Source organism: Psychrobacter sp. CAL346-MNA-CIBAN-0220 (assembly GCF_040309805.1).
Lineage (GTDB): Bacteria > Pseudomonadota > Gammaproteobacteria > Pseudomonadales > Moraxellaceae > Psychrobacter.
On record NZ_JBEOPF010000335.1, the window covers coordinates 1 to 268 of the forward strand.

Below are 268 nucleotides of genomic sequence, written 5' to 3' on the forward strand. Positions count from 1 at the left end.
CGTTTATTCATGGTGGACCGGGTACAGAATTTCGTATTCTTGGTAGCGTAGAAGCGGGTCAACCGATCACGTTATTGGATAATACCGATGGTGATTTCACTCAAATTATTGATCATAAAGGCCGAGAAGGCTGGGTATTAACCAGTTTAGTGACCGATCAGCCTAGTTTTCGTGAACGTTTTCCAGAGATGGAAGCCCAACTGAAGCAAGCCAATGAGCAATTAAATCAAATTACTCAAAATACTGACAATACTGAAGAATATTTAAT

Annotated in this window: 1 protein-coding gene; it reads left to right on the forward strand. The window is 39.9% G+C overall.

The features are described from left to right. Positions 1-268, forward strand: a 268-nt coding sequence (locus AAEY88_RS13875) for a TIGR04211 family SH3 domain-containing protein (protein ID WP_350563316.1), incomplete at both ends; no start/stop codon positions are given.